Origin of the sequence: Streptomyces sp. NPDC015661, assembly GCF_043077765.1 — a bacterium.
Taxonomy (GTDB): Bacteria; Actinomycetota; Actinomycetes; order Streptomycetales; family Streptomycetaceae; genus Streptomyces.
In genome coordinates, this window is the sequence record NZ_JBIBST010000011.1 from 92,349 (window position 1) to 117,993 (window position 25,645).

Sequence of the window (25,645 nt, forward strand, 5' to 3'; positions counted from 1 at the left end):
CGAGGCGGATGAGAAGGCGTGCGGACTCATCGGTCATCACACGGTGACCATTCGGTGAAGATGCGGGAGTGAAGTTCCGGCGGGGACGGCTGGGGTCGATGTGCGGAGAGGTGCCCCGCGTGCTGTGCCGGCCTCCGGCCCGCGTGCAGAAGGGCCCGCACGGCCGTGGCCGTGCGGGCCCTTCAGTGTCGTCTCGTCAGACGCCGGACTCGCCGGCGTGCGGGCTCAGGACGTCCGCTCCGACCAGGATGAACAGCAGGATGCCCAGCGCGATCCGGTAGTAGACGAACGGCATGAAGGACTTCGTGGTGATGAACTTCATGAACCACGCGATCACCGCGTACCCGACGGCGAAGGCGACGATCGTGGCGAAGATCGTCGGGCCCCAGGAGACGCTGCCGTCCGAGGCCGCGTCCTTCAGCTCCATGCCGCCGGAGGCGAGCACCGCCGGGATGGCGAGCAGGAAGGAGTAGCGGGCGGCGGCCTCGCGGGTGTAGCCCATGAGGAGACCGCCGGAGATGGTCGCGCCGGACCGGGAGACGCCGGGGATGAGCGCCATCGCCTGGCAGACCCCGAAGATCAGGCCGTCGCGCACGCCGAGGTCCCGGAGCGTCTTGCGCTCGCGCGCGGCCCGGTGCCGGCCGCCGGCCTCGTCGCGGGCGGCGAGCCGGTCGGCGATGCCGAGGACCACGCCCATGACGATCAGCGTGGTGGCCGTCAGCCGCAGGTCGCGGAACGGGCCCTCGATCTGGTCCTTGAGCGTGACGCCCAGGACACCGATCGGGATCGAGCCCACGATCACCAGCCAGCCCATCTGGGCGTCGTGGTCCGAGCGCATCGTCTTGTCCGTGAGCGAGCGGAACCAGGCCGAGACGATCCGGGCGATGTCCTTGCGGAAGTAGATCAGGACCGCCGTCTCCGTGCCGATCTGCGTGATCGCGGTGAAGGCCGCCCCCGGATCCTCCCAGCCGGCGAAGGCCGCGGTGAGACGCAGATGCGCGCTGGAGGAGATGGGAAGGAACTCCGTCAGCCCCTGGACGAGTCCTAGGATGAACGATTCGAACCAACTCATGGGGCTAGGGCCGTCCCGTTTGTACGTGTGCGGTCAGAAGGTCGTGCGCAGCGTACAGGTACAAGATGACGCGCCCGTGGCGAGGCCCTGGCCCTACCGGAGCACCCTCTCCCGCTCGGCCTCCGCGGCGGGGGCGGGGGCCGCGGCCCGCAGGCCGTGCCGCTTGCGCCAGGCCACCACCGCCGCGCCGAGGCCCGACAGGACGATGAACCCCGCGGAGAAGAGGAAGGCGGGCGAGCCCGGCGAACCGGCCTGGGCGCCCGCCACCACGTACGCCGCCGTGTTCGGCACGGAGCCGAGCGCGGTCGCCACGAGGAACGGCGCGTACCCCATCCGGGAGACGGCCGCGCAGTAGTTGGCCGCCGCGAACGGCACCCCCGGGAACAGCCGGATCGCCAGCATCGACCGGAACCCGTGCCGGCTCAGCTGCCCGTCCGCCGCGGTCAGCCAGCGGCCCCGCACGAACGGCCGCAGCGCGTCCTGCCCCAGGAACCTGCCGAGCGTGAACGCGACCCCCGCGCCGAGCACCGTCCCCGCCAGCGCGCCCGTCAGGCCGACCGCGGAACCGAACAGCGCGCCCGCCGCCAGATTGAGCACCGGACGCGGCACGAAGGCCGCCGCGCACACCCCGTACGCGAGCCCGAACAGCAGCACCGCACCGGCGCCGCTCGTGTGCGGCGGCCAGCCCGAGGCCAGCATCCGCTGCGGCTCGTAGAGCACCACGAGGGTGGCCGCCGTGAGCAGCAGCAGGGCCAGCAGCGACAGCCGCGAGCGGGGGGAGAGCAGGGCCCGGGAACAGCGGACGGCGAGCGAGCCCGGCGGCCGGGGGACGGGAGCGAGCATTCGGGGAGAGTAACGGACGTGTCCGTAGGAGCGCCGTAATGTGCGTCATGTCCATCCGGTGCCACGGGGGATCGTCCGTCCGGTGCCACCCGGGATCGTCCAACCGGTGCCACCCGGGATCGTCCATCCGGTGTGCTCCCGGAATCGGCCGTCCGGTGCGCACCCGGGATTGTCCGTCCGTCGCGCGTCCGGATCGCCCCTCCGGCGCCGACCCGGAGCGCGCCACGATCGAGAGGGCCCCATGACCGACACCACGCCGCCCGCGAGCGCCCTCGCCGACACCGTCCTGGAACGGCTCACCACGGTCTACCCACCCGCGGGCAACCCCTTCCGCGCCCAGGAGATGGTCGCGTACATGAAGGGCGCCGCCCCCTTCCTCGGCATCCGGACGCCCGAGCGCCGCGCCCTGTCCCGCACCGTCCTCGACGGCACCCCGCGCCCCGACGAGACCGACTGCGCCGCGATCGCCCTGCGCTGCTTCGCCCTCCCCGAGCGCGAGTACCACTACTTCGCCGTCGACTACCTGCGCCGACACGTCAAGCGCTGCTCCTCCGGCTTCCTGCCGGTCGCCCACCGCCTCGTCACCACCGTCTCCTGGTGGGACACGGTCGACCATCTCGCCGCCCATGTCGTCGGCGGCCTGGTGGCGGCCGATCCCGCCCTCGCCGGAGAGATGGACGCGTGGATCGACGACGAGGACCTGTGGGTCGCCCGCACCGCCCTCCTGCACCAGCTCCGCCACAAGGACGCCACCGACGCGGACCGGCTCTTCGCCTACTGTCTGCGCCGCTCGGCCCACCCCGACTTCTTCATCCGCAAGGCCATCGGCTGGAGCCTGCGCGAGTACGGCAAGACGGCCCCCGCCGAGGTCCGGGCCTTCGTCGCCGCACACGGCTCCCGCCTCTCCCCGCTCTCCGTCCGCGAGGCCCTCAAGAACCTCTGACCCCACCCCGGTGGTGGGACGGGACAATTCCCGCGCGAGACTCGGTACATGACGCATACGGGGACGCGGGCGGGGAAGCGGACGGCACTGGTGCTCGGGGCCGGTGGGCTCGTCGGGGCCGGGTGGGAGATCGGGGTGCTGCGCGGGCTCCTCGACGCCGGAACCGATCTGACCGGCGCCGATCTCATCGTCGGCAGCTCCGCCGGGGCCGTCGTCGGGGCGCAGCTCGCCTGCGGGCGGCGCGGACTCGACGCGCTGTACGAGCAGCAGCTCGACGGGGAGGCCACCGAGCCGGCCGCGCGGCTCGGCGTCCCGATGATCCTCCGGTACGCCGTCGCCGTCCTCCGGTCCCGTACCCCCGAGGAGTACGGGCGCAGGCTCGGCCGGCTCGCCCTCGCCGCCCCCACCGTCGCCGAGGCCGACCGGCGTGCGACCGTCGCCCGGCGGCTGGACCGGGCCGGGGACTGGCCCGCGCGGCCACTCCTCATCACCGCCGTCGACGCCGAGACCGGCGAACTCACCGCCTACGACGAGGACAGCGGGGTCCCGCTGACCGACGCCGTCACCGCGAGCTGCGCCATCCCCGGCGTGTGGCCTCCGGCGACCATCGGCGGGCGCCGCTGGATCGACGGCGGCATCCACTCCACCGCCAACGCCCACCTCGCCGCCGGCTACGACCGGATCGTCGTCGTCGCGCCCAGCGCGCAGGGGAGCAAGGTCGTGCACTCGCCTGCGCGGCAGGGCGCGGAGCTCGCGGCCGGCGGGGCACGGGTGGAGGTGATCACGCCGGACGCGGAGTCCCGCAAGGCCATCGGGCGGAACGCGCTCGACCCCGCGCACCGGGCCGCCGCGGCGCGAGCGGGGCGGGTGCAGGGTGCCTCCCGCGCCGAGGCGGTCGCCGCGGTCTGGACCGGATGACGGTCGCGCGGCGCGCCTGCGGGGCACCGAGCGGGAGGCCGGGGCCCGGCACCGGGGGCAGCACGGTGGTCGCGGCACAATGAGGGCGTGAACGAGAGCATTCCCGTCGTCCGTGAGGTCGACCAGGGCACCGCGCGCCTCATGCCCGATGTGGACCGGGAGCGGGCCTGGCTGCTGACCGTCGACGGCGCACCCCAGTCGTACGTCGACCTCGACGATCCGGCGTACCTGGAGTTCGAGTACGCGCGGCGCCTCGCCCACGTCGTCGACGGCGCCGCCGAGTCCGGCACGCCCCTCGACGTGCTGCACCTGGGCGGCGGGGCGCTCTCGCTGCCCCGGTACGTCGCCATTACCCGGCCCGGCTCGCGGCAGGACGTCGTCGAGGCCGACCGGGGGCTGCTCGCCCTGGTCGAGGAGCACCTGCCGCTGCCCGAGGGTTCGGGGATCACCGTGCACGGGGCGGACGCCCGGGCCTGGCTGGAGGCGGCACCGGACTCCTCGGCCGATCTGATCGTGGGCGACGTCTTCGGCGGCTCGCGCGTGCCCGCGCACCTCACCTCCGTCGAGTACGCGCGCGAGGTCCGGCGCGTGCTGCGGCCCGGCGGGCTCTACGCCGCCAACCTGGCCGACGGCGCGCCGTTCCCCTTCCTCCGCTCGCAGCTCGCCACCTTCGCCGCCGTCTTCCCGGAGCTCGCGCTCGTCGCGGAGCCCGCCGTGCTGCGCGGCCGCCGCTTCGGGAACGCGGTCCTGGTCGCCTCCGGCCGGGAGATCGACATCGCCCGCCTCGCGCGCCGTGCGGCGGCCGACGCCTTCCCCGCGCGCGTGGAGCACGGGGAGACGCTCGTCCGGTTCACCGGCGGCGCGGACCCGGTCCTCGACGCCGGGGCCGTACCGTCACCCGTTCCCCCGGACGGCGCCTTCGGCATCGGCTGAGGCGGGGGCCGCGGCGCCGCCCGCGACCTCCTTCGTGTGCGGGCGCCGCGTCAGGTTCCGTACGTCCGGCACGAAGAGGACCAGCGCGGTGACCAGGACCATCAGCGCCGCCGCGCCCCACAGCGCCTCGTTCCGGCCGAACGCGCTCTCCGCCGGGCCCGCGAGGGCCGTGGACAGCGGCAGCAGCGCCGTCGAGCCGAACCAGTCGTAGGCGGAGACCCGGGACAGTTTCTCCTCCGGGATCTCCTGGTGCATGGTCGTCATCCACGAGACGCCGAAGACCTCGATCGCCACGCCGCTGACGAACATCGCCGCCGTCAGGCCCGCCGCGTCCAGCGGCACCGCGAGCGCCGCCGAGGGCAGGGCTATGGGGAACACGCACAGGGTTCCGACGAAGAGCATCCGGCGCGGCTTCCACCGGGTCATCAGGACGGCGCCCGCGACGGTTCCCGCCCCGTACGCGGCGAGCGCGATGCCCCAGGGGCGCGAGCCGCCCAGCTCGTCCCGGGCGACCAGCGGCCCGAACACCGACTCGACCGCGCCGATCAGTCCCACCACCACCGAGAACTGGGCGACGATCGACCACAGCCAGGGCCGGCCGACGAACTCCTGCCAGCCCTCCCGCAGATCCGCGAAGAGCCCGCCGCCGGGGGCGCGCTCGGGGATGCCGCTCACGTCGAGGAAGGCCCGCAGACCGCCCGCGACGGCGAAGGCGACGGCGTCGATCGCGAGGACCCAGCCCGGTCCGACGAAGGCGACGAGTGCTCCGCCGAGCGCGGCGCCGCCGATGGCCGCGCCGTGCATCGCCATCCGGAAGACGGCGAAGGCGCGACTCGCCTGCTCCCCGCTGACGCTGGCCATGAGCATGCCCTCGGCCGCCGGGTTGAAGAAGGCCTGGCCGGTGCCGCAGAGCGCCGTGAGCACCATCATCTGCCAGATGCGGGCCTCACCGGAGAGCACCAGGACGGCGAAGGCGGCCTGCGAGACGCAGTTGAGGGCGTTCGCCGCGACCATCACCCGGTGCCTGGGCACCCGGTCGGCGACCGCGCCGCCGATGAGCAGGAAGAGGACCAGCGGCAGGAACCGCGCCATGGCCACGAGCCCCACGTCGCCGGCGTCGCCCCCGGCGTCGAAGACCGCCCAGGTCGTGGCGATCAGGGCGCCGTGCGTGCCGAGGTTGGTCACGATCGTGGCGGCGGTGAGCAGGAGGTAGTTGCGGCCGGCCCACTCGGGGCGGCGGGAGCGGGACGCGGCCGGGCGGGGGGAGGGGGAGGCGGGGGGTGTGGTCACCCCGGGACTATCCCCGGCCCCTCCCCGTACTGCCAACCCGATATCCGGACGGTCCGTCAGGGCGCGGAGCCCGACCGCCGGGGCCACCGGACCGGCGCGGCCGGGCCCGGTGGCCGGAGGGGTCAGGCGGAGGGCGCGAGCCGGACCGTGGAGAGGATCTGCCGGATCGTCTCGTCGGGCAGCTCGTCCTTGACGCCGTCGGCCCCGTAGAGCACCCAGGTCGAGAAGTCGCCCGCGGCGTTCTTGAAGGAGAAGGCGATCGACTTCCCGTCCGTCTCGCACTTGTTGCGCTTCTTCACGCCCGGCGCCGTGGCCGTCGCCATGCTGCCGGTGAGACCGGACTTCGTCGTGTACGGCACCGGCTTGGTGATCTTGATGGTGCTCTGCGGCATGTGCTGCGCGTAGCCGCCCCACACCCACGTGCCGGCCTCGCTGCGCGCGAGGGTCGAGGTGTCCTTGGCGCCCTGGCCGCCCTTGGTGCCGGCCGTGGACAGGCCCCAGGTCTCCTCGGTGCCGTTCTTGTCGACGTCGTACGTGCACCACTTGCTCTTGAGGCTCGTGGGGCTGGACATCGTCACCAGCGGGGTGCCGCCGCCCTTCTTCTCGTCCTCGAAGAAGGTGATCGAGCCCGGCTTGTACACCTCCCACTCCGGCGGTACGTCGAAGAGGGTGCCGTACTTCGGGTTGTAGACGACCTTCCAGCCGGGGATCGTCGGCTGCTGCGCCGCGCCGTCGCGCGGGTTGGCGATCCCGGAGGACTGGTCGGGCGCAGGGGCGGACGAGGGGTCCGCGGAGGCGGTGGCCGTGACGGACGGCTTGGGGTCGTCGGCGGTGTTCTTCCCGTCGTCGCCGTTGCCGAGCACGAGGAATCCGGTGACTCCGGCCGCGACGACCACGGCGGTCGCGGCGACGATCGCCACGACCGTCGTCTGCTTCTTGTTCCCGCCGTCGGGCCCGCCGGGCTGTCCGGGGCCCGGTACGGCGTACTGCTGCGGCACGGTCGGCTGCTGGTACGGGTTCGGGTAACCCGGCTGCTGGCCGTACCCCTGCTGCGGCTGACCCGGCTGCGCGGGCGGCTGCTGCGGGTAGCCCGGCTGCGCCGGCGGCTGCTGCGGGTAGCCGGGCTGTGTCGGCGGCTGCTGGTACCCGGGCTGGGTCGGCGGCTGCTGATACGGGTTCGGCTGCTGGTACCCCGACTGCTGGTAGGGGTTCTGACTCTGGTCCTGCGGGTTCTGCTCGCCCCCGGGCGGCTGCTGTCCTGGCCACATGGCCAGTAACCATAGAGGTGCGGGGGCCGCTCGACCACGTCCGCCCCCGGGCCGGGGGTGAGCAGGGGGCGGGCAGGGGATGGCCAAGGCTGCTACTCGTGGGTAACATCACGGTCCATGAGCGCAGACCAGATGTCCGTCGGCGAGATGCTCGCCGCCACGGTCCCCATGGCCGGAACCCTGAACCTGGAGTTCCTGGAGACCACCGCCGAGCGCGCCGTCGTGCGCCTTCCGGACCAGCCCGCCTACCACAACCACGTCGGCGGCCCGCACGCCGGAGCGATGTTCACCCTGGCCGAGTCCGCCAGCGGCGCCATCGTGCTCGCCGCCTTCGGCGACCAGCTGGGCCGCGCGGTGCCGCTCGCCGTCAGCGCCGAGATCGGCTACAAGAAGCTGGCCATGGGCGTCGTCACGGCCACCGCCACCCTCGGCCGCCCGGCCGCCGAGGTCGTCGCCGAACTCGACGCCGGAGCGCGGCCGGAGTTCCCGGTGCGGATCGACATCACCCGCGAGGACGGCGCCGTGACCGGCGAGATGACCGTCGTCTGGACCCTGCGCCCGAACTCCTGACCCCGGACGCCGCGTACCGCCCCCGCGCCCTTCCCGGGTGCGGGGGCGGTCGTGTTCCCGGAGACGTCCCCTCGGAGTCGAGGTCGGTTCGTCCTGACCAGGTAGGCTCTTCCGGCGTGCCCGCCGACGTGCGTCCCGGGCCATCGAGCAGCTGAGCAGCCGAAACGGGAGGAACCGCGTGCACGTCCAGGAGTGGCTGGAGACGATCCCCGCGGTCGCCGTCTATGTCCTAGTGGGGGTGGTGATCGGGCTGGAGAGCCTGGGCATCCCGCTCCCCGGCGAGATCGTGCTCGTGAGCTCGGCGCTGCTCGCCTCGCAGCACGGCGACATCAATCCGTACGTCCTCGGCGCCTGCGCCACCGCCGGCGCGATCATCGGCGACTCGATCGGTTACGCGATCGGCCGCAAGGGCGGACGGCCGCTGCTCGCCTGGCTGGGCAGGAAGTTCCCCAAGCACTTCAGCGAGGCCAACATCGGGCTCGCCGAGAACTCCTTCCAGAAGTGGGGCATGTGGGCGGTCTTCTTCGGCCGCTTCATCGCCCTGCTGCGGATCTTCGCGGGGCCGCTCGCCGGTGTGCTGCACATGCCGTACTGGAAGTTCCTCATCGCCAACGTCCTCGGCGGCATCCTCTGGGCCGGCGGCACCACGGCCGTCATCTACTCGGTCGGCATCGTCGCCGAGGCCTGGCTCAAGCGCTTCTCCTGGCTGGGCCTCGTCCTCGCCGTCCTGATCGGCGTCGCCTCGATGCTGGTCGTCAAGAACCGCGCCAAGAAGGCGGCGGCGCAGCGGGCCGAGGCCGCGGAGCCGGTGCCGGTCCCGGCGGCGGACTGAGCACGGACGACACGCGTACGCGAAGGAGGGCGGCACCCGGGAACGGGCGCCGCCCTCCTTCGCGTTCTCCTGCCAGGCCTCCTGCCAGGCCTCCTGCCAGGCCTCCAGCAGTCCACTGGCGGCCCTCTGTCAGTCCTCGAAGGCCTCGGCGTGCCCCTTGGCGAGCAGCAGGTACATCTCGGCGTTCAGCTGGATGCCCGCCTTCTCCTCGTCGGTCAGCGGCCGGCGCACCTTGGCGGGGACGCCGGCGACCAGCGAGCCCGGCGGGATCTCCATGCCCTGCGGGACGAGCGCCTGGGCGGCGACGAGGGAGCCGGCGCCGATCCGGGCCCCGTTGAGGACCGTCGCGCCCATGCCGACGAGCACGTCGTCCTCGATCACACAGCCGTGCACGGTCGCGTTGTGGCCGACGGTCACCCGGTCGCCGATGGAGACGGGGAAGCCGGGGTCGACGTGGACGGTGCAGTTGTCCTGGATGTTGGAGTCCTCGCCGATCGCGATCGGACCGCAGTCCGCCCGCAGGACCGCGTGGTACCAGACGCTGGCGCGGGCGCCGAGGGTGACCTCGCCGAGCACCACGGAGGTCGGGGCGGTGAAGGCGGTCGGGTCGATCCGCGGCTCCTTGCCGCCCACTCCCTTGATCAACGCCTCTGTCATGGTTCGCTCCTGATCGTCAGCCGTCGTGTCACGCCCGGGGGTGCCCCCGGGCGCAGCCTATGCCGTGCTCATGACGGACATCACAGCGCACCGCGGTGATCAGGCAGGACGGTGCCGACTACGGTGGCCGGGTGCCCAGGAACAGAAACACGTTCTCATCACTCGCCGCCTGGCGGCGCCGGGTCCTCGCCCGTGCCGTGCAGGGCGGCTGGCGCTGGGTGCAGCAGGCCGGCTCCGTCACCGCCGAACACCCGGGGAAGCTGCGGTTCCGCCGTCTCGGCGCGGGAACCCGGCTCGCCTTCCCGCAGGGCACGGTCTTCGGAGAGCCGTGGATCGAGATCGGCGAGTGCTGCATCATCGCCGAGCAGGTCACGCTGACGGCGGGGATGCTGCCGGACCTCGACCTCGGGAAGGACACGGTCCTGACGCTCGGCGACGGGGTCGTCCTCGGGCGGGGCAGCCACGTCATCGCCGACGCGAAGGTGACCATCGGCTCGGACACGTACTGCGGCCCGTACGTCTACATCACCTCGACCAACCACAGTTACGACGACCCGGACGAGCCCGTCGGCCGCCAGTGGCCCCGCTCGGAACCGGTCTCCATCGGCCCCGGCTGCTGGCTCGGCACGGGCGCGGTGATCCTGCCCGGGGCGCGCCTGGGCCGGAACGTCGTCGTCGCGGCGGGCGCGGTGGTGCGCGGCGAGGTCCCGGACCACTCGGTCGTGGCGGGCGCCCCGGCGAAGGTCGTCCGCAGCTGGGACCCGGCGAACGGCTGGCAGCCCCCACTCCGCACCCCCGCCCCGACCCCCATCCCGGAACACGTCACCCCGGAGCAACTCGCCGCGCTCGCGGCCTGGGAGGCGCATCGCGCCGGCGACTCCGAGTCCGTCCCGTCGTGACCCGAGGGGCGCGGCGCTCCTAACCCGTCGCCAGCAGGACCGTGCCCACCAGGGCGAGGCCCGCGCCCGCCGCCTGGACGGCGCGGAGGCGTTCCTTGAGGACGCCGCGGGCCGCCAGGGCCGTGACCACCGGGTAGAGGCTGGCGAGGACGGCGGCGACGGTGACCGGGCCCTGCTGGGCGGCGAGCGCGTACGTGCCGTTGGCGGCGACGTCCGCCAGGCCCACGAAGGCGAGGGCCGGGAGTGCGGCGCGGACGACTCCGGGCCCGCCCTCGGGGAGCGCGCGGCCGCCGCGGCGCACCGAGGCGTACAGCGCTCCGCCGCCGACCAGGACGTTGGTGACGCGCTGGACGAACAGGGCGAGGAACAGGCCGGTGATCGTCGTGGACGCCTCGGCGATGAGCGCCATCACCGAGCCGAAGCCGAAGGCCGCGACCAGGGTCAGCAGGACCGCCTGGCGCTGGACGGGCGCCCCGCGCAGCTCCGGTCCGCCCGCGAGCACCACGCCGAGGATCGCCACCGCGATCCCGGCGAACTGGAGCAGCCCCGGCCGGTCGCCGACGAGGAGGCCGACGGAGACGGGGACGACGACGCCGAGCGAGCCGAGCGGGGAGACCACACCCATCGGGCCGAGCGCGAGCGCCTTGTAGAACGCGAGCATGGCCGCCGGGCCGACGACGCCCGCCCCGACCGCGTACCAGAGCTGGGGTCCCGCCTCGGTCCAGGCGCCGGTCGCGAGGACGACCGTGCCGAGGACGAGCACCGCGAGGGCCTGCGAGACCACGACGACGGTGAGCGCGGGGATCCGCCGGGTGAGGAGCCCGCCCCCGAAGTCGGCGAGGCCCCAGAGGAGGCTGGTGGCCAGGGCGAACAGGGCGGTCATGAATCCTCGCAGGGGCGTGCGGCAGTACAGTGCAGTGAACCATCGGGTGCATCCCACCGTAGTTCAGTGCATTGAACTCTGTCATCCAGAATATTGGACGGAATGTGTCGGACCTCGACCAGCTCACGCAGTCGCTCGCCCGGAACCTGAAGCGCTGGCGCAAGGAGCGGGGACTCACCCTGGACGCGCTCGCCGCACGCGCGGGCGTCAGCCGCGGCATGATCATCCAGATCGAACAGGCCCGGACCAACCCCAGCGTCGGCACCACCGTGAAGCTGGCCGACGCCCTCGGCGTCTCCATCACCACCCTCCTCGACTACGAGCAGGGCCCCCAGGTCCGCCTCGTCCCGCCCGGCCAGGCCGTCCGCATGTGGTCCACCTCCACCGGCAGCCACACCACCCTCCTGGTCGGCACCGAGGCCCGCGGCCCGCTGGAGCTCTGGTCCTGGACCCTCATGCCGGGCGACGGCAGCGCCTCGGACCCGCACCCGGAGGGCACGGTAGAGCTGCTGCACGTCACCGCCGGGACGCTCACCCTGATCGTGGACGACGAGGAGCACCCGCTGCCCGCCGGCACCTCCGCCGTCTTCGAGGCCAACGTCGCGCACTCCTACCGCAACGACGGCGACGAACCGGCCGAGATGACGATGGCCGTCTCCATCCCGCCCGTACGCTGACGCCCGCCCTCTGAGACGGATTGCCGTCCGCCCGGCGGCGGTTGTTAGCGTGAGGGGCATGCGCGCACCCATCGGCAACTTCGACGACGCCCGGCCCGCCCCCGACTGCCTGGACCTGCTGACCGACCCCGTCGCGGCCGCCGTCCGCGCCTGGGCGGGCCCCGTCCCGGCCGACCGGCTGGTGTACGTGGACACCGACCCGGCCATCGCCGACACGGCCGTCTTCGTGGAGCACTACGGGCCCGAGCTCCTCGACGCGTCCGCCAACTGCGTGGTCGTCGCGGGCAGGCGCGGCGAGACGACGACCCTCGCCGCGTGCCTCGTGAAGTCGGCGACCCGCGTCGACGTCAACGGCGTCGTCCGCAAGCACCTCGGCGCCCGCAAGGCCTCGTTCGCCCCGATGGACACCGCGACCGGCGAGACCGGCATGGAGTACGGCGGGATCACCCCCGTCGGCCTCCCCGCCGACTGGCCCCTCCTCGTCGACGCCGCCGTCGTCGACACCGAGTGGGTCCTCGTCGGCAGCGGCCGTCGCCGGGGCAAGCTCATCGTCCCCGGCAAGGCCTTCGCCCAGCTTCCCGGCGCGGTCGTCCTGGAGGGCCTGGGCGTTCCCGTCGGCTGAGCCGTCGGACCAGTCAGCCGAGGCGCGGTATCTCGATCGCGGGGCAGCGGTCCATGACCATGTCGAGCCCCGCCTCCCGCGTGCGGGCGAAGGCCTCGTCGTCGATGACGTCCAACTGGAACCAGACCGCCTTGGCGCCGACCGCGACGGCCTCGTCGGCGACGGCGCCCGCCAGCTCGCTGTTCACGAAGACGTCGACGACGTCGACCGGGAACGGGATGTCGGCGAGCGAGGCGTAGCCCCGCTCGCCGTGGACCGTCTCCGCCTTCGGGTGGACCGGGACGATCCGCTTGCCGAAGCGCTGGAGGACCGCCGCCACTCCGTACGCGGCACGGGCCCGGTTCGAGGAGAGCCCGACCACCGCCCACGTGTCGCCCGTGGACGTCAGGATCCGCCGCACCGTCTCCGCGGCGGAGTACGCGGTGGGGTCCGTGGTCGTCGTGTCTGCGCTCATCGCTTCTGCTGCCTCTCGTCGGCGCGGCCCGTCCTCCACGTGAACGAGCCGCGCCGGGCCGTGATTCCCGTACGCCCCCACACCCGACCCCGAGATGTCCCCTACGGGCCGCTCAGCCCTCCCACGCCCGCCGTTCGGCCTCTCGCGGCGCCTCGACCAGGGACGGCACGCCCGGGCCGAAGGTCATCACCGGACGGGCCGGGTCCCACGGCCGCCAGCCCGGGTCGCCGGTCTTCGCGAACGCCACCCAGGCCGCGTGCATGGCCGTGGCCAGGTCCTGGGGAGCGTCCGGGCCCGTCAGCGCGCGCGTCTCCGGCAGGTCGAGCGTGTCGAAGACGAAGCCGAGTTCGAGCGCGTGGCAGGCGCGGAGGTCGAGGACGGGGGAGGGCCAGCCGAACTCGTACAGATACGTCGCGGCGGCCCCGCCGGACAGCCGCGCGTCCGCGAACATGTTCAGCGGGATCCGTAGCAGCTTGTCCGCCGCGAGCACGCCGAGGATCTCGCCCGGCTTCTCGTGCGGCCGGCCCGCCCGGTACACCTTCGCGACGTGGGACGGTATCTGCCCCTTGCGGAGCAGGATCCGCTGAGCCAGGGACCCCACCCGTTCGGTGTGTCCGCCCGGCACGAACCACAGTCGGTACTCATCCGTGGTCGTGCCCATCAGCAGCTCCACGTCCGCCGAAGCACCGTCCGCGAGCAGGTCCCCGGGATGGTCCGGCAGGACGTCGCCGTCCACGGCGATGTGGAACTGGTGTCTCCCGAGCACCGGCGTGCCCTTGCCCGAGACCGCGGCCTGCGCCGCGAGCAGCCGCTCCCGGTCCACACGGGCGAACGCCTCCGCCGTCGCCGGCACCCTGAGCCGCGCGGCGATCGCCTCCGTGGTCCTGCGGGCGACGGCCGTCGACCGGGCGCTCGGCGCCCCGCTCTGGAGCACGGCCCGCCGGAACAGGCCCTTCGCGAGCGGCGAGGCCAGCAGGGCGGCGATCGAGATCGCACCGGCCGACTCGCCGAACACGGTGACCCGCTCCGGGTCGCCCCCGAAGGCCGCGATGTTCTCCTGCACCCAGGTCAGTGCGGCGATCTGGTCGCGCAGACCGAGATTGGCGGGCGCGTCGGGGAAGACGCCGAACCCCTCGATGCCGAGACGGTAGTTGACCGAGACGAGCACCACGCCGTCCCGGGCGAAGGCGGTCCCGTCGTAGACGGGGACCGCCGTGGAGCCGTGGACCAGTGACCCGCCGTGGATCCAGACCATGACGGCACGCCCGCCGTCGCCGGCACCGTCTCCGCCGGTGCCGGCGGTCGGCCAGGGGGCCCATACGTTGAGGTTGAGACAGTCGTCGCCGGCGACATCGGGATCGGGGAGCAGGGCGTCGAGGGGCGGGGCGTACGGGCGCTTGGGCGCCGTCGGCCCGAAGGCGGTGGCCTCCCGTACCCCTTCCCAGGGCTCCGCCGGCTCCGGCGCGCGGAACCGCAGCGCCCCGACGGGGGCCTGCGCGTAGGGGATTCCGAGGAAGGCCGCCACGCCGTCCTTCAGGACGCCGCGCAGAACTCCGCCCCGCGTGCGGGCGCCGGGACCGTCCTGGACGTGTTCCGCGATGTGCTCCGACATCTCTTCACCTTTCGTCGGGTCGACGGTGACGCACCGTCCAGATGATGCGGCCGGGGCGGAGCCTCCGGTCAACCCCGCGACACCAGCGCGCGCTTGAGGATCTTTCCCGTCGGACCGAGCGGCAGCTCCTCGACGAAACGCACGATCCGGGGGTACTTGTGGCGGCCGAGCCGCTCCCGCGCCCACTCCACCAGCTCCTCCTCGGAGAGCGGGGCGGCACCGGCCCGGCGTACCACCACCGCGCACACCTCCTCGCCCCTGGCCTCGTCGGGGACGCCGATCACCGCGACCTCCGAGACCGAGGGGTGGCGCACCAGGACCTCCTCGACCTCGCGCGGGTAGATGTTGAAGCCGCCCCGGATGACCAGGTCCTTCTTGCGGTCCACGATCCGCAGGAAGCCGTCCTCGTCCCGGACGCCCAGGTCGCCCGTGCGGAACCAGCCGTCCACGACCGCCGCCGCCGTGGCCTCCGGGTCGTCGAGGTACCCGGCGAACACGTTGTGCCCGCGCACCACCACCTCCCCGACCCCGCCGTCCGTGAGCAGCCGGACCTCCCCCTCGACGGCGGCGTCCGCGATCCCCACCTCGACGCCCCAGACCGGGTGTCCGACCGTGCCGGGCCTGCGGCCGATGTGCAGCTGGTTGAAGGTCGCGACCGGCGAGGTCTCCGTCAGGCCGTACCCCTCCAGGACCTGGGTGCCGAAGGTCTCCTCGAAGCGCTCCAGGACGGCGACCGGCAGCGCCGCGCCGCCCGACACGGCGGCCCGCAGGCCCTCCGGACGCAGCTCGGAGACGGCCGCCGCCTCCACCAGGGCGTGGTACATCGTCGGCACGCCCATGAAGACCGTCACGCCCTCGTCGACGAGCGCCCGCAGAGCCGCGGGACCGCTGAACCGGGGCATCAGGACGAGCGTCGCCCCCTGCCGGAGCGTCCCGTTCATCGCACACGTCTGGCCGTAGCTGTGGAAGAGCGGCAGACAGCCGAGGACGACGTCGCCCGCGCCGAGGCCCAGCAGATCCTGCGAGGTCACGGACGCGTTCATGACGATGTTGAGATGGGTCAGCAGAGCGCCCTTGGGGCGGCCCGTCGTCCCGCTCGTGTAGAGGATCACGGCCGTGTCCGAAGCCTCGGCCGGCTCGGGCGCGGCCGGCGGCTCCGCGGCCGACGGCGCCCCCTGGAAGGCGCGCACCCCGGCGGCGCGCGCGGCCTCGTCCGCCACCGGCCACAGCGGCCCGCCGCTCACGATGCCCACCGCGCCGCTGTGCTCCAGGACGTACCGCACCTCGTCGGCGACGAGCAGCGCGTGCACCGGCACGACCGTCGCGCCGGCCGCGAGCGCCCCGTAGTACGTCCGCAGGAACTCGGTCGTGTTCGGCAGCAGCACGGCGAGCCGGTCGCCCGGCTTCACCCCGGCCTCCCGCAGCCCGGCGGCGCAGCGCAGCGCCTCCGTCCACAGCTCCCGGTAGGTGAGCCGGGTCGCGCCCTCGACGACCGCGATCCGGTCGGGGAAGTGGCGGGCGGACTCGCCCAGCACACCGGCGACGCTCAGTGACATGACACGCTCCAGGGACGCTGAGTCGACGGCGGACGAAACACGCCGGTGACCTTCGGCTGACACGGCACAGAATCCGCCGCGCACCGCCCGGGGCGCCATGTGCAGATGCCCATCATGTGGCCCGCCGAGCTGGGCAGCGGCCCCGCCGGGGCGCCCACCCCGTGGCAATCGCCAAATCACGGCGTTACCGTGCGAGCCATGACGCACAGCCCGGCCATCGCCGGCGAGCCCGGAGGGGTCCGCTCCGGCGGCACCCCCACCCCCCTCGGCGGCTCCGGCGGCTCCGGGGCGCTGCGCCGCGCCCTGGGCACGGCGATGCTCGCCGATGTCGACCGGCTCACCGACCGCGCCGTCGACGACATCCGCGCCCACTCGGGCACGTACGCCTCCGGCGCGCCCGTCACCCGCGAGGACCTCTGGGAGATCTGCCGCGACAACCTCCGGCGGGCCCTGGAGGACTTCGGCGGCCTGCCCCCGACCGGCGGCGACTCCGAGCGGGCGGCCCGCGAGACCGGCCGCCGCCGTGCCGAGCAGGGAGTCCCGCTCGACACCGTGCTCCAGGCCTACCGGCGCGGCGGCCGGGTCCTGTGGCAGGTCATGGCCGAGCACCTGCGGGGCCGGGCCGGACGGGAGTCCGACCGGCGGGACCTCGAACTCGACATGGCGAGCGAGGTCTGGGAGACCATCGACCGCTACTCGGTCGCGATGGCCGACGCGTACCGCATCGCCCAGCTGGAGCTGCAGAGCCGCCAGGACACCCGCCGGGTCGCCCTCTTCGAGGCGCTGCTCGACGGCCGCGCCGACGACCCGGCCGTCGCCTCCGCCGCGGCGGCCGCACTCGGCGTCCCCGCCGCCGACCGGTACGTCGTCGTGGTCGCCGCGCAGGACCCCGCCGCCCCGCCGCACCCCGCGCCCGCCCTGGAGGCCCAGGGCATGTGGTCCTTCTGGCGGCCCCGCTCCGGCCGCTACGCCGGCATCGTCCGGCTGCCCCGGCGCGTCGCCCAGGGCGGACGGCCGGCGGCCGCGACGCGCGGCGGCGCCGACCCGGCCGTGGGGACCCTGCTCGCCGCCCTGCGCGAGCGGACCGGCGCCACCGCGGGGGTCTCCCCGGAGTTCGAACGCCTCTCGCAGGCCGGGCGCGCACTCCGGCTCGCCGAGCAGACCCTCCGTACCCTGCCCGCGGGTGGCGGCGAGGTCGCCGTCTTCGACGACCGGCTGGCCGAGGTGCTGCTCAGCGGGCGCGCCGACATCGCCGAGCGGATCGTCACCGTCCACCTCGGACCGGTGCTCGCCACGGGCGGCGAGCGGGCGGCGCTCCTCACGACCCTGCGGGCCTGGCTCGACCACGGCTGCTCGGCCTCACGGGCCGCCGAGCAGCTCTACTGCCACCGCAACACCGTCCTCAACCGCATCGGCCGCATCACCGAGCTCACCGGCCGTTCCAGCGAGTCCGGTGAGGCCCGCCTCGGCTGGGCCCTCGCGCTCCGCGCCCTCCCGTACGCGGGGCTCGCGCCCGAGGCGGAGGCCCCCGGACCGGGCCCCGAACCCACCGCCGCGGAACCCGGGCGCTGCGGACCGTAGCGCCCCCGGAACGGCCGCCGCGGAGCCCGGGTCGGGCGGGCCGTAGCGCGCCCGCAACGGCCGCCGCGGAGCCCGGGTCCGGCGGGCCGTAGGCTGGTCGGATGCAGGAGCAGTACCGCACGCCGGCCCGCGAGGGTGTGCACGAGACCGAGATCAACCGCTCGCGCTTCCTCTGCGCGCTCGCGCCCGTCGCCGACGAGCGGGAGGCGCAGGAGTTCGTCGCGCGGATCCGCAGGGAGCACCCGACCGCCACCCACAACTGCTTCGCGTACGTCCTCGGCGCCGACGCCTCCGTGCAGAAGGCCAGCGACGACGGCGAACCCGGCGGCACCGCCGGCGTCCCCATGCTCCAGATGCTGCTGCGCCGCGAGATGCGCTACGTCGCCGTCGTCGTCACCCGCTACTACGGCGGCGTGAAGCTCGGCGCGGGCGGTCTGATCCGCGCGTACGGCGGGGTGGTCGGCGAGGCGCTCGACGCACTCGGCACCGTCACCCGGCAGCGCTTCCGGCTCGCCACCGTCACCATCGACCACCAGCGCGCGGGCAAGCTGGAGAACGATCTGCGGGCCACCGGCCGCGCCGTCCGCGACGTGCGGTACGCCGACGCCGTGACCATCGAGATCGGCCTCCCGGACGCGGACGTCCCCGCCTTCCGCGGCTGGCTCGCCGACGCCACGGCGGGCACGGCCTCCTTCGAACTCGGCGGCGAGGCGTACGGGGACGCGTGATGCGTCACACCTGACGCGCCGAACGCCGCGTCCGCACCGGGGACCGCCCCACGCGTGCGGGTGGACCCGCCCCGCCCACCCTCCCGCTCGGGATAGCGTGGTGGGCGGACATCGAAGCGCACAGCGAAGCGCGCACACCGAGGGGCACGGAGACGTGCGCATCGAGGCGCGCGTCCACGGGAACCGGCGGCGAGGAGCGGGGCACATGCGGGGTGGGACGGCATCGTGAGGCTCCTGCACACCTCGGACTGGCACCTCGGCCGGTCCTTCCACCGCGTCGGCCTCCTCGAAGCCCAGGCCGCCTTCCTCGACCACCTCGTGGCGACCGTCCACGCGCACGACGTGGACGCCGTCCTCGTCGCCGGGGACGTCTACGACCGGGCCGTGCCCCCGCTGCCCGCCGTCGAGCTCTTCGACACCGCGCTGCACCGCCTCGCCGAGGCCGGCGTGCCCACCGTCATGATCTCCGGCAACCACGACTCGGCCCGCCGGCTCGGCGTCGGCGCCGGACTCATCGAGCGGGCCGGCATCCACCTCCGTACCGACCCCGACGGCATCGGCACCCCCGTCGTCCTCTCCGACGCCCACGGCGAGGTCGCCCTCTACGGCCTGCCCTACCTCGAACCCGCACTCGTCCGCGAGCGGCTCGGGGCCGAGAAGGCCGGCCACGAGGCGGTGCTCGCCGCCGCCATGGACCGGGTCCGCGCCGACCTCGCCGGCCGGCCCGCCGGCACCCGCTCCGTCGTCCTCGCCCACGCCTTCGTCGCGGGCGGCGCGCCCAGCGACAGCGAACGCGACATCACCGTCGGCGGTGTCGCCGCCGTCCCCACCGGGATCTTCGACGGCGTCGACTACGTCGCCCTCGGCCACCTCCACGGCAGCCAGACCCTCACCCCGCGCGTCCGCTACTCCGGCTCGCCGCTTGCCTACTCCTTCTCCGAGGCCGACCACCGCAAGACGATGTGGCTGATCGACCTCGGCGAGGACGGGGCGATCACCGGCGACACACGGATCGACTGCCCCGTTCCGCGCCCCCTCGCCCGGCTCCGGGGGCGGCTCGACGACCTCCTCGACGACCCCGCGCTCACCCCGCACGAGCAGTCCTGGGTCGAGGCCACCCTCACCGACCCCGTGCGGCCCGCCGAGCCCATGGCCCGGCTCACCGCACGCTTCCCGCACACCCTCAACCTGGTCTTCGACCCCGAGCGGACCGGGGACGACCCCGGCGCCTCCTACGCCCAGCGGCTCCGGGACCGCAGCGACCAGCAGATCGCGGAGGACTTCGTGGCCCACGTACGCGGCGGCGCCGCCCTCGACGGCGCCGAACGCACCGTCCTGTACGGCGCGTTCGACGACGTCCGCGTCGACCTCGCCGAGCGCGAGGTGGGCCGGTGAGGCTGCACCGCCTGGAGATCACCGCGTTCGGGCCGTTCGGCACCACGCAGAAGGTCGACTTCGACGCCCTGTCCTCCGCCGGACTCTTCCTCCTCCACGGGCCGACCGGCGCCGGCAAGACCTCCGTCCTCGACGCCGTCTGCTTCGCCCTGTACGGGAGCGTGCCCGGCGAGCGCCAGACCCGCGGCGCCTCCCTGCGCAGCGACCACGCCCCCGTCGGCACGTACACCGAGGTCCTCCTCGAACTGACCGTGGGGGACCGGCGCCTGGAGATCACCCGCCGCCCGGCCCAGCAGCGGCCCAAGAAGCGCGGCGGCGGCTTCACCACCGAGAAGGCCCAGACCTGGCTCCGCCAGTACGACCCGGCCACCGGCGAATGGGCCGGCCTCAGCCGCTCCCACCAGGAGGTCGGAGAGGAGATCACCCAGCTCGTCGGCATGAGCCGCGAGCAGTTCTGCCAGGTCGTCCTCCTCCCGCAGGGCGACTTCGCCCGCTTCCTGCGCGCCGACGCCGAGGCCCGCGGCAAGCTCCTCGGCCGCCTCTTCGACACCCGCCGCTTCGCCGCCGTCGAGGAACGCCTCGCCGAGCTGCGCCGCACCGCACAGCAGCAGGTCGAGGACGGTGACACCCGGCTGCTCACCCTCGCCCACCGCATGACCCAGGCCGCCGGCGGCCTCGACGCCGCCCGCACGCCCGTCGAGGGCCGCCCCGGCGACCCCGGGCTCGCCGACTCCGTCCTCACCTGGGCCGCCGTCGCCCGCGCCGAGGCCCGTGAGGTCCTCGACATCGCCGGCGTGCGACTCGCCGCCGCCGAGGACGGGCAGGCCGCCGCGCGCGCCGCCCTCGACGCGGCGAACGACCTCGCCGCCCGGCAGGCCCGGCACGCCGACGCCCTCCGCCGCCGCGAGCGGCTCACCGAGCAGACCCCCGAACGCGACCGCCTCCAGGCCTCCCTCGACCGGAGCCTCAAGGCCGACCGGGTGGCCCCCGCACTCGGCCTGCGGGGGGAGGCCGAGCGTGAGCACGCCGCCGCGCACACCGCCCGGGAGCGTGCCCGCGCCCAGCTGCCCCCCGGCCTCGCCGAGGCCGGCGCCGAGCAGCTCTCCGCCCTCGAACACCGGCTGCGCGAGGAGCTCGGCGGACTCGACGCGGCCCGCCGCGCCGAGCACCGCGCGACCGCCGTCGCCGAGGAGCGCACCGTGCTCGCCCGGGAGGCGCGCGCCGACGAGGACGCCCTCCGGGACGCGGCAGACTGGCTCGCCGGCTGGGAACCGCGCCGCGCCGCGCTCACCGAGCGCGTCGAGGCCGCCCGCGACGCCGCCGCCCGCGCCGAACACCTCGCGGGTCGCCTCGACCCCGCCCGCCGCCGGCTCGCCGCGGCCCGCCGCCGCGACTCCCTCGGCGAGGCCACCCTGGCCGCCGAGACCCGCCTCGCGGAGGCCCGCGAGCGGCGCAACACCGCCCACGAGAGCTGGCTCGACGTCAAGTCCCGCCGCCTGGAGGGCATCGCCGCCGAACTCGCGGTCACCCTCACCCAGGGCGACCCCTGCCAGGTCTGCGGCTCCACCGCCCACCCGGCGCCCGCCCGCACCACCGCCGACCACGTCGACCGTGCCACCGAGGACGCCGCCTACGCGGCCTACACCCGCGCCGAGGAGACCCGCACGGCCGCCGAACGCGACCTCGCCGTCACCCGCGAGTCCTGGTCCGCGGCGCGTACCGAGGTCCGGGCGGGAGTCGAGTCCCCGGAGCCCACGGTCGGCGAACTCGCTGCCGAAGCCGACGAGTTGGCTCGGCTGCACGCCGAGGCGCACGCCCTCGCCGGGCAGACGCACAGCGCACGGGAGGCACTCGCGCGGGCCGAGCGGGAGCACGAGGAGCGGGTCGGCGCGCAGCGGGCGGCCGAGCGGCGGGTCGCCGCGCGGACCTCGCGCCGGGAAGCCCTGGAGCGGGAGCAGTCCGCGCTCGACGAGGAACTCGCCCGGGGACGCGGCGAGTTCGCCAGCGTGGCCGAACACGCCACCCGACTGGAGCGGCGCATCGCCCTCCTGGTCGACGCCGCCGGAACCGTACGCACCGCCGAACTCGCCGCCCTGCGGCTCAAGGAGGCCGACGACCGGCTCGCCGACGCCGCCTACCGCGCGGGCTTCGCCACCCCGGCCGAGGCCGCCGGCGCCCTCCTCGGCGAGCGCGAACGCCGTGACCTCCAGCAGCGCGTGGACGCCTGGCAGGCCGAGGCCGCCGCCGTCGCCGACCGGCTCGCCGAGCCCGGCACGGCCGAGGCCGCCGCCCTGCCGCCCGCCGACCCGGCCGGTGCCGAGGCCGCGCACAGGGCGGCGGAACGCGCCCTCCGCGAGGCCGACTCCGCCCTCGCCGCCGCCCGCGAGCGGGCCACCGGGCTCGACGGACTCTCCCGGCAGGCCGTCACCGAGGTCCGCCGCCTCGGGCCGCTGCGCGAGGAGTACGACCGGGTGGCCCGCCTCGCCGCCCTCACCGCCGGCACCTCCGTGGAGAACGAGCGCCGGATGCGCCTGGAGTCGTACGTCCTCGCCGCCCGGCTCGAACAGGTCGCGGCGGCCGCGAGCGCCCGCCTCCAGCACATGTCCTCCGGCCGCTACACCCTCGTCCACTCCGACGCGCGCTCCGGCGGCAAGCGGTCCGGCCTCGGACTGCACGTCGTCGACGCCTGGACCGGCAACGAACGCGACACGGCCACGCTCTCCGGCGGCGAGACCTTCTTCGCCTCCCTCGCGCTGGCCCTCGGCCTCGCCGACGTCGTCACCGACGAGGCCGGCGGGGTCCGGCTCGACACCCTCTTCATCGACGAGGGCTTCGGAAGCCTCGACGAGCAGACGCTCGACGAGGTCCTCGACGTCCTCGACTCGCTGCGCGAGCGGGACCGCAGCGTCGGCATCGTCAGCCACGTCGGCGACCTGCGCCGCCGCATCCCGGCCCAGCTGGAGGTCGTCAAGGCGCGGCAGGGCTCGGCGGTCAGGCTGCGCACCGGAGGGGAAGCGCTCAGCGGCTGAGGGAGCGGCGGGGCAGCGGGGAGGAGTAGACGATGCTGGTGGTCACCGCGCCGAGCGTGGCGATCTTCCCCGTGATCCCCTCCAGGTGCTTCATCGAGCGGGCGGCGACCTTGAGGACGAAACAGTCGTCGCCGGTGACGTGGTGGGCCTCCAGGACCTCCGGCGTGGTGTCGATCAGGTCGTGGAACGGCTTGTAATTGCCGTGCGGGTAGCGCAGCCGGACGAACGCGAGGATGGGCAGGCCGAGACGGTCCTGGTCGACGATCGCCGTGTACCCCGTTATCACCCCGGCGTCCTCCAGGCGCCGCACCCGCTCGGTCACGGCGGACGGCGACATGGACACCGCGCGGGCGAGCTCGGCGAAGCTGGCGCGGCCCTCGGACTGGAGGGCTTCGAGGATGCGCCAGTCGGTGGCGTCCGGAGTGTATTCGGTGCTCATGAGGGAGAGCGTGCAGGGGAATCCCCGGTCGATCAAGGGATCGACCGGGGATTCTCGTGGAGTGATCCGCCTGCTCAGAGGTGGAGTGATCCGCGTGCTCAGAGGTGGAGTGATCCGCCTGCTCAGAGGTGAAGTGATCCGCCTGCTCAGAGGCGGGAGATCTCGTCCACCAGGTCGTCCAGGCCCAGCGGGCCCAGGGAGAGCGCCGCCATGTGCCAGGCCTTCGCGTCGAAGGCGTCGCCGTGCGCCGCCCGCGCGTTGGCGCGGCCGAGCAGCCAGGCGCGCTCGCCGAGCTTGTAGCCGATCGCCTGCCCCGGCATCGACAGGTAGCGGGTCATCTCGCTCTCCACGAAGGACGGCGGGCGGCTGCTGTGCAGCTGGAAGAACTCCTGGGCGAGCTTGGGCGTCCATCGCTCGCCCGGGTGGAAGGGCGACTCCGCGGGGATCTCCAGACCGAGGTGCATGCCGATGTCCACGATCACCCGGCACGCGCGCATCATCTGGCCGTCGAGGTAGCCGAGGCGCCGCTCGGCGTCGGGCAGGAAGCCGAGTTCGTCCATCAGGCGCTCCGCGTAGAGCGCCCATCCCTCCGAGTTCGCGCTGACCTTGCCGATCGTCGCCTGGTAGCGGGAGAGCCGGTCGGCGACGTGCACCCACTGGGCGAGCTGGAGGTGATGGCCGGGCACGCCCTCGTGGTACCAGGTCGACACCAGGTCGTACACCGGGAAGCGGGTGGTGCCGTCCACGGGCAGCCAGGTGCGGCCGGGGCGCGAGAAGTCCTCGGAAGGACCGGTGTAGTACGGCGCGGCGGCGCCGCCCGGCGGGGCGATCCGGGACTCCACCCGCCGTACGCGCTCGGCGAGTTCGAAGTGGTGCCCGTCGAGCGCAGCGATCGCCTCGTCCATGAGCTCCTGGAGCCAGACCCGGACCTCCTCGACGCCCTCGATGTGGGTGCCGTGCTCGTCGAGGTGGGCGAGCGCCTCCCAGGGGCCGGCGCCCGGCAGGATCCGCTCGGCCTCGGTCCGCATCTCGCCGAGGAGCCGGTGGTACTCGCTCCAGCCGTACGCGTACGCCTGGTCGAGGTCCAGGTCGGTGCCGTTGAAGAAGCGGGTCCAGCGCTGGTAGCGCTCGCGGCCCACCGTGTCCGGCGCGTCGGCGACGGCCGGGGCGTACACGTCGCGCATCCAGTCCCGCAGCGTCCCGACGGCCGCGGTGGCACCCTGGGCGGCCGCCGCGAGCTCGGCCCGCAGCTCCTCGGGGAGCGTGGCGGGGCCGGCGGCGGCGAACTCCTCGAACCAGCCCGGCTTCCCGCTCGCCCCGCCGGCCCACTCGGTGAGCTGCTCGACGAAGGTGGCGGTGGGGCGCGGCCCGCCGAAGAGCTTGCGCTCCAGGCCGAGCGCGAGCGCGGCGCGGTAACCCTCGAAGGCCGCCGGGACCGCGCGCAGCCGGGCGGCGACCGCCGTCCAGTCCTCCGCGGTCTCCGTCGGCATCACGGTGAAGACGATCCGGACGCTGTGTGCCGGCGAGCGCATGTTGCTGACCGCGCGGAGGTACTCCTCCGCCTCGTGCACGGCGAGTTCCGCCGTGAGCCGCTCGCGCAGCAGCCGGGCGCAGCGCCGCTCGGCGTCGCTGTCCGCGCCCGGGGCCCGCTCCGCCCCGTCGAGCCGGGCGAGCGTGCGGCGGGCGAGGTCGGCCACCGCCCGCTGCCCTGCGGGCGAGAAGTCCGGCAGCCGTCCGGCGCTCTCCTTGACTCCCAGGTACGTACCGGTGATCGGGTCGAGGGCGATGAGTGCGTCGACGTGGTCGTCGGCGACCTGGCGGGGCAGCTGGCTGCTGGAAGTGTCTGGCATGGGGGTCATCCTGGCGCCTCCGGCGGGCCCGCGTCACCCTCGTCCTGGCTCAGTCGGCTGACAAGGAAGGGCCGGGGGAGGGCGGCAGGAGGGGGCCGCACTCCCACTGCTGGAAGATCAGCCGGGTCTCCACGCGGGCCACCTCGCGGCGCGAGGTGAACTCGTCGAGGACGAGACGCTGCAGGTCGGCGGGGTCCGCCACGGCCACGTGCACCAGGTAGTCGTCCGGCCCGGTGAGGTGGAACAGCGCCCGGGACTCGGGCAGGGCCCGGATCCGGTCGACGAACGGACCGATCAGTTCACGCCGGTGAGGGCGGACCTGGACCAGAAGCAGCGCTTCGAGCCCACGCCCGAGTTTGGCCGGATCCAGACGTAGCTGGTGTCCGAGGATCACCCCGGTGCGGCGCAGCCGGGCCACCCGGTCGAGGCAGGTGGAGGGTGCGACCCCGACCTCCGCGGCGAGTTCGCGGTAGGTGCTCCGGGCGTCGTTCTGCAGGAGGCGAAGAATGTGCAGATCGACCGCGTCCAGTACGACAGAATCAGCCATCTGGCGAACGTAACACGGCCTGTTCGCGCTACTTCCCGGTATCCGTT

The 25,645-nt window shown here is 74.2% G+C and carries 24 protein-coding genes; 12 read left to right on the forward strand and 12 right to left on the reverse strand.

Features of this window, described 5'->3' with window-relative positions; genetic code table 11:
• Positions 1 to 196: 196 nt before the first annotated feature.
• Positions 197 to 1,072, reverse strand: coding sequence for an undecaprenyl-diphosphate phosphatase (locus tag ACF07V_RS28255; RefSeq protein ID WP_392158327.1), 876 nt, complete (start codon positions 1,070 to 1,072; stop codon positions 197 to 199).
• Positions 1,073 to 1,165: 93 nt separating this feature from the next.
• Positions 1,166 to 1,915 (reverse strand): TVP38/TMEM64 family protein, encoded by a 750-nt coding sequence (locus ACF07V_RS28260; protein ID WP_392158329.1) that lies wholly within the window; start codon positions 1,913 to 1,915, stop codon positions 1,166 to 1,168.
• A gap of 241 nt (positions 1,916 to 2,156) precedes the next feature.
• Between ACF07V_RS28260 and ACF07V_RS28265 the strand changes: the two genes are divergently transcribed.
• The 3 genes from ACF07V_RS28265 to ACF07V_RS28275 all read left to right on the forward strand — a co-directional run bounded on the left by ACF07V_RS28265 (position 2,157) and on the right by ACF07V_RS28275 (position 4,709).
• Positions 2,157 to 2,858 carry a DNA alkylation repair protein gene (locus ACF07V_RS28265; protein WP_392158331.1) on the forward strand — a complete coding sequence of 234 codons (702 nt, stop codon included), beginning with the start codon at positions 2,157 to 2,159 and terminating at the stop codon, positions 2,856 to 2,858.
• A gap of 48 nt (positions 2,859 to 2,906) precedes the next feature.
• Positions 2,907 to 3,776: a patatin-like phospholipase family protein gene (locus tag ACF07V_RS28270; RefSeq protein WP_392158333.1), complete on the forward strand. Its 870-nt coding sequence runs from the start codon at positions 2,907 to 2,909 to the stop codon at positions 3,774 to 3,776.
• A gap of 87 nt (positions 3,777 to 3,863) precedes the next feature.
• Positions 3,864 to 4,709, forward strand: coding sequence for a spermidine synthase (locus tag ACF07V_RS28275; RefSeq protein WP_392158334.1), 846 nt, complete (start codon positions 3,864 to 3,866; stop codon positions 4,707 to 4,709).
• On the opposite strand, the gene ACF07V_RS28280 is transcribed toward ACF07V_RS28275, so the two are convergent.
• Together ACF07V_RS28280 and ACF07V_RS28285 are read right to left on the reverse strand one after the other, a co-directional pair.
• Positions 4,671 to 5,999, reverse strand: coding sequence for an MFS transporter (locus tag ACF07V_RS28280; protein ID WP_392158336.1), 1,329 nt, complete (start codon positions 5,997 to 5,999; stop codon positions 4,671 to 4,673). The genes ACF07V_RS28275 and ACF07V_RS28280 overlap by 39 nt on opposite strands.
• A gap of 122 nt (positions 6,000 to 6,121) precedes the next feature.
• Complete coding sequence (locus tag ACF07V_RS28285) at positions 6,122 to 7,267, reverse strand: hypothetical protein (protein ID WP_392158338.1); 1,146 nt, start codon at positions 7,265 to 7,267, stop codon at positions 6,122 to 6,124.
• Positions 7,268 to 7,384: 117 nt separating this feature from the next.
• Between ACF07V_RS28285 and ACF07V_RS28290 the strand changes: the two genes are divergently transcribed.
• Together ACF07V_RS28290 and ACF07V_RS28295 are read left to right on the forward strand one after the other, a co-directional pair.
• Positions 7,385 to 7,837, forward strand: a complete 453-nt coding sequence (locus ACF07V_RS28290) for a DUF4442 domain-containing protein (protein ID WP_392158339.1) — start codon at positions 7,385 to 7,387, stop codon at positions 7,835 to 7,837.
• A 178-nt stretch (positions 7,838 to 8,015) separates the two neighbouring features.
• Positions 8,016 to 8,669 carry a DedA family protein gene (locus ACF07V_RS28295; protein ID WP_392158341.1) on the forward strand — a complete coding sequence of 218 codons (654 nt, stop codon included), beginning with the start codon at positions 8,016 to 8,018 and terminating at the stop codon, positions 8,667 to 8,669.
• A 129-nt stretch (positions 8,670 to 8,798) separates the two neighbouring features.
• On the opposite strand, the gene ACF07V_RS28300 is transcribed toward ACF07V_RS28295, so the two are convergent.
• Positions 8,799 to 9,326: a gamma carbonic anhydrase family protein gene (locus tag ACF07V_RS28300; protein ID WP_392158342.1), complete on the reverse strand. Its 528-nt coding sequence runs from the start codon at positions 9,324 to 9,326 to the stop codon at positions 8,799 to 8,801.
• A gap of 131 nt (positions 9,327 to 9,457) precedes the next feature.
• Between ACF07V_RS28300 and ACF07V_RS28305 the strand changes: the two genes are divergently transcribed.
• Entirely contained in the window at positions 9,458 to 10,225 is a 768-nt protein-coding gene (locus ACF07V_RS28305; RefSeq protein ID WP_392158344.1) for an acyltransferase, read from the forward strand.
• Between the two features lie 19 nt (positions 10,226 to 10,244).
• Here the strand turns inward: ACF07V_RS28305 and ACF07V_RS28310 are convergent, their stop codons facing one another.
• A complete protein-coding gene (locus tag ACF07V_RS28310) occupies positions 10,245 to 11,108 on the reverse strand; it encodes an EamA family transporter (protein ID WP_392158345.1) in 864 nt (287 codons plus the stop codon).
• 104 nt (positions 11,109 to 11,212) lie between these two features.
• On the opposite strand from ACF07V_RS28310, the gene ACF07V_RS28315 reads away from it, so the two are divergent.
• On the forward strand, positions 11,213 to 11,785 hold the full coding sequence (locus ACF07V_RS28315) for a helix-turn-helix domain-containing protein (protein WP_392158347.1): 573 nt from the start codon (positions 11,213 to 11,215) through the stop codon (positions 11,783 to 11,785).
• Between the two features lie 58 nt (positions 11,786 to 11,843).
• A complete protein-coding gene (locus ACF07V_RS28320) occupies positions 11,844 to 12,407 on the forward strand; it encodes a YbaK/EbsC family protein (RefSeq protein ID WP_392158349.1) in 564 nt (187 codons plus the stop codon).
• A 13-nt stretch (positions 12,408 to 12,420) separates the two neighbouring features.
• Here ACF07V_RS28320 and ACF07V_RS28325 read toward each other — a convergent pair whose 3' ends face one another.
• From ACF07V_RS28325 to ACF07V_RS28335, 3 genes are all read right to left on the reverse strand, one after another.
• A complete protein-coding gene (locus ACF07V_RS28325; protein WP_392158350.1) occupies positions 12,421 to 12,861 on the reverse strand; it encodes a CoA-binding protein in 441 nt (146 codons plus the stop codon).
• Between the two features lie 112 nt (positions 12,862 to 12,973).
• A complete protein-coding gene (locus ACF07V_RS28330; RefSeq protein ID WP_392158352.1) occupies positions 12,974 to 14,473 on the reverse strand; it encodes a carboxylesterase/lipase family protein in 1,500 nt (499 codons plus the stop codon).
• A 68-nt stretch (positions 14,474 to 14,541) separates the two neighbouring features.
• The gene (locus ACF07V_RS28335) at positions 14,542 to 16,029 is read right to left on the reverse strand and encodes a long-chain fatty acid--CoA ligase (protein WP_392158354.1); all 1,488 of its coding nucleotides are present in this window, start codon (positions 16,027 to 16,029) and stop codon (positions 14,542 to 14,544) included.
• A 198-nt stretch (positions 16,030 to 16,227) separates the two neighbouring features.
• Between ACF07V_RS28335 and ACF07V_RS28340 the strand changes: the two genes are divergently transcribed.
• The 4 genes from ACF07V_RS28340 (at position 16,228) to ACF07V_RS28355 (ending at position 22,762) form a co-directional block, all read left to right on the forward strand.
• Positions 16,228 to 17,610 carry a PucR family transcriptional regulator gene (locus ACF07V_RS28340; RefSeq protein ID WP_392158356.1) on the forward strand — a complete coding sequence of 461 codons (1,383 nt, stop codon included), beginning with the start codon at positions 16,228 to 16,230 and terminating at the stop codon, positions 17,608 to 17,610.
• Between the two features lie 101 nt (positions 17,611 to 17,711).
• Positions 17,712 to 18,338 (forward strand): YigZ family protein, encoded by a 627-nt coding sequence (locus ACF07V_RS28345; protein WP_392158357.1) that lies wholly within the window; start codon positions 17,712 to 17,714, stop codon positions 18,336 to 18,338.
• A gap of 225 nt (positions 18,339 to 18,563) precedes the next feature.
• Entirely contained in the window at positions 18,564 to 19,733 is a 1,170-nt protein-coding gene (locus ACF07V_RS28350) for an exonuclease SbcCD subunit D (RefSeq protein ID WP_392158358.1), read from the forward strand.
• Positions 19,730 to 22,762: an AAA family ATPase gene (locus ACF07V_RS28355; RefSeq protein ID WP_392158360.1), complete on the forward strand. Its 3,033-nt coding sequence runs from the start codon at positions 19,730 to 19,732 to the stop codon at positions 22,760 to 22,762. Before ACF07V_RS28350 ends, ACF07V_RS28355 begins: the two co-directional genes overlap by 4 nt.
• On the opposite strand, the gene ACF07V_RS28360 is transcribed toward ACF07V_RS28355, so the two are convergent.
• From ACF07V_RS28360 to ACF07V_RS28370, 3 genes are all read right to left on the reverse strand, one after another.
• Entirely contained in the window at positions 22,752 to 23,201 is a 450-nt protein-coding gene (locus ACF07V_RS28360; RefSeq protein ID WP_392158362.1) for an Lrp/AsnC family transcriptional regulator, read from the reverse strand. The two genes, ACF07V_RS28355 and ACF07V_RS28360, sit on opposite strands and share 11 nt — an antisense overlap.
• Before the next feature lie 146 nt (positions 23,202 to 23,347).
• Positions 23,348 to 25,051, reverse strand: coding sequence for a DUF885 domain-containing protein (locus ACF07V_RS28365; RefSeq protein WP_392158363.1), 1,704 nt, complete (start codon positions 25,049 to 25,051; stop codon positions 23,348 to 23,350).
• 49 nt (positions 25,052 to 25,100) lie between these two features.
• Positions 25,101 to 25,598: an Lrp/AsnC family transcriptional regulator gene (locus ACF07V_RS28370; RefSeq protein ID WP_030686247.1), complete on the reverse strand. Its 498-nt coding sequence runs from the start codon at positions 25,596 to 25,598 to the stop codon at positions 25,101 to 25,103.
• Positions 25,599 to 25,645: the final 47 nt, after the last annotated feature.